Source organism: Shewanella mytili (assembly GCF_046765975.1).
Classification (GTDB): Bacteria; Pseudomonadota; Gammaproteobacteria; order Enterobacterales; family Shewanellaceae; genus Shewanella; species Shewanella mytili.
The window spans coordinates 270087-276086 of the sequence record NZ_JBKOUD010000003.1 but is presented as its reverse complement, the minus strand read 5'-3'; the positions used below and the strand labels follow the sequence as shown (position 1 = coordinate 276086).

Sequence of the window (6000 nt, the reverse complement as noted above, 5' to 3'; positions counted from 1 at the left end):
CCTAGAGTCCACAGAAGAGCCGTTCGAGACCAGGACGTAGATAGGCAGGGTGTGTAAGCGTTGTGAGGCGTTTAGCTAACCTGTACTAATGACTCGAGAGGCTTAACCATACAACCCAGATGGGTTTTACTGAAAACATTCCAGATGTTTTCTAGCACTTCCTCCCTCCTTGGAGGTCGCGCAAAGCCTTGAAAGAATAGCAAGACTTGATTGAAGTAGAGAACAGCTACTAGAGAAAGAGATAAGGTCGCTTAGCTCAGCTGGGAGAGCACCTGCCTTACAAGCAGGGGGTCACTGGTTCGAACCCAGTAGCGACCACCATTATCACAGCGAACAGCTTTCTGAATTGAAGAACAAAGGTTAATGACGCAGGGATTGCTAGACAATGCCGTCAGACGGACATAACCTGTAAAAATTTGTCTGGTGACAATAGCATTGTGGTCCCACCTGATCCCATCCCGAACTCAGAAGTGAAACACAATCGCGCCGATGGTAGTGTGGGGTCTCCCCATGTGAGAGTAGGTCATCGCCAGACGCCTATTAAAGTCAAAAAGGCCACCCAATGGGTGGCCTTTTTGCGTTATGTTACCATTGCTGCTTGGCTTTACAGTTGGCCCGTTATTTTTCTGTGTGATATCGCACTGTTATTGTTATTAATTTTGTACAATAGTCAGGATGATTAACAACAGGTTCCGCCGGAGTGTTTTATGCTGACCAAACTGCTGTTGACTGCGCTTGTGATGATTGTTGCTTGGCGGATGTTGGCAGCAAAACGCAACACTAATGTCAATTTTAAACAGTATAATGAACCATCGACGAATAAAGTCCGTAATTATTTGTTTTCTGTCATCATTGGCGTGTTGTTGTCGCTGGGCGCCGGGTTTATTGCGTGGCAATGGTTTGATGGCTATACCGTGGTGACGGTTACCCTGGTTTCGCCAACGGAAGCTCGCCGGGATGTGTATCAGGTGAGAAAAAAAGATATTACCGCCAATGAATTGGTCACCGTGGACGGAATTCGCATCCGTTTGTCACGTGATGAACGGTTAGTCATTGACGATAAGTAAAGCAGTCTGCGCTGATGATATTTTTCATCCGTCAGTTATCGGGTAAACTAGCTGCATTTTTTGCCGATGTGATTTTTCGGCCAGCAAGTTCTTCAGGAGGGGCACATGATTACCGCCTATATCTACCAGCATCAACAGCTTAAAATTGTAGAGCTTTCACCTGATGACAGTATTCCCGAAGATACGCTGTGGCTGGATTTATTCCGACCGGATGATAATGAAAGGGACTGGTTAGCACAGTTTTCTGTTGAAGAAGTGCCGGATGAAGAGGATATCAACGAGATTGAAGCTTCTGCGCGTTTCTATCAAAACAGTGACGGCTTGCATATCAACTCGCTGTTTCCTCAGCGGGTCGGGCAGGATGTGCGCGGCGTGAACGTGTCTTTTAACCTGCGCAGCAATTTCTTGCTGACCATTCGTGAAGAAGACGTGGGTTTGATTCGCTTGTTGCGTAACTATTTGCGCCTGGGGCGAATTAAGGTCTTTACGCCACAGAGTCTGTTTCTGGAGCTTTTCAATCTCAAGGTTGAGTATTTATCCGACCTTATTGAAGATGTTTATACCGTACTGGAAAACGTCAGCGGTCAGGTGTTTGAGAGCACCGAGCTGGATGATGTGTTCAAGATGATCACCTTGCAGGAAGACTCCAACGGGAAAATCCGCTTGAGTTTGCTTGATACCCAGCGCTCATTACGTTACATGCAGAAATATTATCGCCGTGAGCTCAGTGAAGATGAGCTTAAGGATATGCGTGAGATGTTGTCGGACATTGAATCACTGATGCCCCATAGCCAGTTTATCTTCGACAAGTTGAACTTCCTGCTGGATGCGGCCATGGGCTTTAGTGGCTTGCAACAGAACAAGATCATTAAAATCTTCTCGGTGGCCGCCGTGGTGTTCCTGCCGCCCACACTGATTGCCAGCAGTTACGGCATGAACTTTAAACACATGCCGGAGCTTGACTGGTCGGTGGGCTATCCCATTGCCATTATCCTGATGCTGGCCAGTGCCGTATCCACCTATCTGTTTTTCCGGCGCAAAGGCTGGCTCTGAATTTTGAGGCCATCAAGCTATGGCCTTGAGCAATACCGCTCATTTTGCCTTAAGCACGGCAATGCCAATTAAAGCCCCTTTTGCAGTATTGCTGCCAAAGGGGCTTTAATTTTAGTGAGCGTGATTTTTTGTCGTTCACCATCATTCCCGGTGGCCAAAATAGTAGCTTATCCGCTCACGGGGATTGAGGTATTTATAGATGTTGTCGGGCAAGGCCGCAGGGGTTACGCAGCGCTCGATACGCAGCTCTTCGCTTTCAAGCTCCACAATGGGAGCCTGCTCTTTGGGAACAAGCGGATCGTAGATCAGGATGCTGGGGAGCAGGATATTTTGCAGGTTAACCGACATCACCAAGCCAAATTGCCCGGATGACAACTCCACAATGGAGCCGGGCGGATAGATCCCAAGCATTTTAATCATCTTGGCCACGTAGCCTTGATTGAATTTTCCCTTGGAATGTTTGTAAAGGTAACTCAAGGCAGCATAAGGTGTTTTTGCCGGATATTGCCGGTTTGGATGGCACAGGGTGTCATAATAGTTAACCACCGCGACCAGTTGTGCGGCATCACTGAGCTGCTCGGCATTCAGGCCTCTTGGTGTGCCGCTGCCATCAAGGTGTTCATGGTGATTTATCACCACCTCTGCGGCGATAACGGGAAAGTCCGGCACCAGTTTCAAAAAGTTATGGCTCAGTATCGGATGGTGGTTATAAAGGTTCTGCTCCGGTTTAGTGAATGGGGTTTGTTTGCGCAGGATTTGGCTGGGCAATTTCAGTTTGCCGATATCATGCAACAAGGCGCCCAAGCCCACGGCCTGGATTTCAGAGTTGCCCCATTGCAGCTCCTTGGCCAGCAACATGGACAATACGGTAATGTTCAGTGAGTGAAAATAAAGATCATGACCTTTTTCCTGATCTGACATCAGGTGCAGTACCAGATTATCTGAGGCCAGTAACTCCTGGGTAATATCGGCAATCAGCTCTTTGGCTTCATCAATGGCATTCAACGGGCGCTTTTGCAGTTTTCCCACTAGGTTGCGCATGCGTGCCAACGACCGGGAAAAGTGGCTTTCGGTTTTTTGAAGCTCCCGGCGCATGCGTTGCTGTATTTCGATGCGCTCTTTTTTACACTGAGCCATATGGGCTTGCAGCTGTGTTAAATCTTGCTCTGTTTCAGCAACGGGTGGTGTTGTTGGCGCTTCCGTAAGGGGGGGCGTATCGCTGCGATCCAGATCCACATACAACTCATTGATCCCCAGTTTTTTAAGCATCTCTATCTGGGCGGCGGCTTTCAATTTAAAGCTGCTGAATAAAAAGGGGTGATCTTTCCACGAGAGGGGTAATCGCACGTAATTTCCTACCTGCAGCAGGTGGACCGGTACATAACGGCTTTTTTCCATATGACAACTACTTGTTTTATCTGTCTAATACCTGGTGCTGAATCTTGAGGATAATAATCGAAAAATGTGTATGCGGTGATGACAACATCTTGACCGCTGTGATGCAAAATGGCGAATGCTATTATCATGAAGCCATCACACATTGCGTTTCGAGAGCCTTATAAAAAATGCCACCAGGCGTTACGGCTTGGCGGCATTATGTCATGAGGCTCCTTCATGCTGCCGTGGCATTGATCAAGTATCAGCAATGCCGCTTTTGTCCGCTTAAGGCGACATCAAGCCACTTGCCCGCCAATTGATGCGAGTCGGTACGGCACGATTAATTGAGCGGGATCTGGATGCGGAATCTTGCGCCTTCCAGCGGTGAGTCCTCTATGCTCAGGGTGCCGCCATAACTGCTGACAATTTCACTGCACACGGCTAAGCCTATGCCTTGCCCCGGCGACTGGGTGTCGGCCCGTACGCCGCGCTCAATGATTTTCTGTTTCAGGCTGTCTTCAACACCGGGGCCGTCATCTTCAACGATTAATTCAAAGCCGTCTTTATCGAGTTTGGCGCTGATGCGCACTTGTGAAATGCACAAGCGAAAGGCGTTTTCCATCAGGTTGCCACACAGCTCCATCAAATCCCCCTCATCGCCGGGGAAGGTGAGATTGTCAGCCAGCATGGCCGTGAATTGCACCTGTTTATCCTGATAAACCTTGAACAGCATTTGGGACAACTGCTCCACAATGGGGTTGACCGGGGTCTTGATCTGTTTCAGCCCTTTGCGCCCCAGCATGGCCCGTTTGAGCTGATATTTGACCAGCAAGTCCATCTGGCTGACCTGATCCATGATTTTCTCGCAGATGGCTTGTCGCTCAAGGGTGGGATCATCGGTAATGGCATGCACTGCGGCCAGGCGGGTTTTCAGGCTGTGGGCCAAATCGTTCATGGCGTTTTGGTAGCGTTGCTGCTGGGCACTGGACTGCCTTAACAGTTGGTTGAGCGCTTGGGTCACGCCTTCAAGTTCTACCGGATATCCGCCTGACAAGGCTTTGTCTTTTCCCTTGATAATGGCCTGCAGTTCCGTGCGCATTCTGGCCAGGGGCTGCATGCCCCAATAGGCGGCACTGATAAGCAGTAGCAGCGCCAGCGTTAATACCAGCGCCAGCCGGATATAAGTGCGTTTGGCAAATTTGCTGGTTTCCCGTTCTATTTTTTCAGCGTCTTTAAGCACCAGCAGATTGTAATGGATGCTGGCAATGTCCACGGATAGCAAATAGGCAAAATAGCTGCGCTTATCTGCCGTGTTGAGATAGTAGGGGGGGACTCCACCGCGAATTTCATCGAAGCGTTCGCAGATGTCAAACAGGCCCCGGTCCACCGCCAGAGAGGATGTCCATACCTGTTTAAAGTTGGCATCGCACGATGCCATGACATAACGTTCCTGTTTATTGTTTTCTTCCAGCCAGGCACTGGTGTCGGGGATAAGATCATGCTCCCTGAGCTCTGCGGCCACTTGGGGAATTTCGGCAATTAGCTGGGCCGTTTCCTCGTTATAGCTGTTTTGCACATGCAGGGTGTTGACCATCCATGCCAGCCCGAACCCCACTAACGCAATAATCGAGAGTGAGGTTAAAAATATCCGGGTGAGCAGGCGTTTTTTCGGTTTGATTTTTAGTGGCATGGCAGATTGAACTTATAGCCCTGACCGCGAATGGTGATGATGGGATTTTCAATGCCGTCCCGGGTGAGTTTTTTGCGCAGGCGGCTGACCATTACCTCAATGGTATTGGGATCGCCTTCCTTATCGGCATAAATCACGTCCAGCAGCCGCTGTTTGGCAACCACCTCATGATTATGGCGCATCAGGTATTCCAGGATCTGGTACTCAAAGGCGGTAATATCCATCAGCTCTTCACCCATTCTCACCTGTTTTGCCGCCAAATCCAGCGACAGCTCACCGCTGTGGATCACCGGCTGTACAAAACCGGCGCTGCGGCGCACCAGTGCGTCCAGTCTGGCCACCAGCTCCTCTTTCTGAAAGGGTTTTACCAGGTAATCATCGGCGCCGGCATTTAGCCCTTGCACTTTGTCCTGCCAGTTTACCCGGGCGGTGAGGATTAAAATGGGCGCCTTCATGTCGGCATCCCGTAACTGCTTGATGAGTGAAATGCCATCTTGATCCGGCAACCCCAAATCGATGATGGCCACATCAATGGGATAATTGGTGGCCTGGTAGAACCCCTCTTTGGCGGTGCCGGCAACCTGCACCTGATTTCCCAGTTCGCTCAACTGCACTTTAAGGTGGTGAGACAGTAACGGATCATCCTCAACTACCAGTATTCTCATAAGATTCATTCCATTAACTACATCTGATGCCAGTGTATGCGTAACACTGGCGAATGCCAATGCCTGTCAGTGTAATGGGAAATTACTTAACACCGCCTGACGCAATAGTGAGCGCTGGCGGGACGTGCCACGAGCTTACGGGCAAGTG

Annotated in this window: 5 protein-coding genes, 1 tRNA gene and 2 rRNA genes; 5 read left to right on the top strand and 3 right to left on the bottom strand. The window is 49.6% G+C overall.

The features are described 5' to 3' along the window. The 5 genes from ACIDEJ_RS05595 to corA all read left to right on the top strand — a co-directional run. Positions 1-110 (top strand): 23S ribosomal RNA (locus ACIDEJ_RS05595); the annotation flags it as partial. A gap of 135 nt (positions 111-245) precedes the next feature. Further along, positions 246-321 (top strand) — tRNA-Val (locus ACIDEJ_RS05590). A 98-nt stretch (positions 322-419) separates the two neighbouring features. Beyond that, a 5S ribosomal RNA gene (gene rrf, locus ACIDEJ_RS05585) occupies positions 420-535 on the top strand. A 172-nt stretch (positions 536-707) separates the two neighbouring features. Continuing rightward, a complete protein-coding gene (locus ACIDEJ_RS05580) occupies positions 708-1067 on the top strand; it encodes a hypothetical protein (RefSeq protein ID WP_411987097.1) in 360 nt (119 codons plus the stop codon). Between the two features lie 105 nt (positions 1068-1172). After that, positions 1173-2120 (top strand): magnesium/cobalt transporter CorA, encoded by a 948-nt coding sequence (gene corA / locus ACIDEJ_RS05575; RefSeq protein ID WP_411987096.1) that lies wholly within the window; start codon positions 1173-1175, stop codon positions 2118-2120. A gap of 141 nt (positions 2121-2261) precedes the next feature. On the opposite strand, the gene ACIDEJ_RS05570 is transcribed toward corA, so the two are convergent. The 3 genes from ACIDEJ_RS05570 to ACIDEJ_RS05560 all read right to left on the bottom strand — a co-directional run bounded on the left by ACIDEJ_RS05570 (position 2262) and on the right by ACIDEJ_RS05560 (position 5852). Continuing rightward, on the bottom strand, positions 2262-3518 hold the full coding sequence (locus tag ACIDEJ_RS05570; RefSeq protein WP_411987095.1) for an HD-GYP domain-containing protein: 1257 nt from the start codon (positions 3516-3518) through the stop codon (positions 2262-2264). A gap of 319 nt (positions 3519-3837) precedes the next feature. Next, positions 3838-5187 (bottom strand): ATP-binding protein, encoded by a 1350-nt coding sequence (locus ACIDEJ_RS05565; protein WP_411987094.1) that lies wholly within the window; start codon positions 5185-5187, stop codon positions 3838-3840. Then, positions 5178-5852: a response regulator gene (locus tag ACIDEJ_RS05560; RefSeq protein WP_411987093.1), complete on the bottom strand. Its 675-nt coding sequence runs from the start codon at positions 5850-5852 to the stop codon at positions 5178-5180. Before ACIDEJ_RS05560 ends, ACIDEJ_RS05565 begins: the two co-directional genes overlap by 10 nt. Between the last annotated feature and the right edge of the window lie 148 nt (positions 5853-6000).

Coding starts and splice junctions, on each gene's coding strand:
- ACIDEJ_RS05580 (WP_411987097.1), top strand. CDS start 708: ATGCTGACCAAACTGCTGTTGACTGCGCTTGTGATGATTGTTGCTTGG.
- corA (WP_411987096.1), top strand. CDS start 1,173: ATGATTACCGCCTATATCTACCAGCATCAACAGCTTAAAATTGTAGAG.
- ACIDEJ_RS05570 (WP_411987095.1), bottom strand. CDS start 3,518: ATGGAAAAAAGCCGTTATGTACCGGTCCACCTGCTGCAGGTAGGAAAT.
- ACIDEJ_RS05565 (WP_411987094.1), bottom strand. CDS start 5,187: ATGCCACTAAAAATCAAACCGAAAAAACGCCTGCTCACCCGGATATTT.
- ACIDEJ_RS05560 (WP_411987093.1), bottom strand. CDS start 5,852: ATGAGAATACTGGTAGTTGAGGATGATCCGTTACTGTCTCACCACCTT.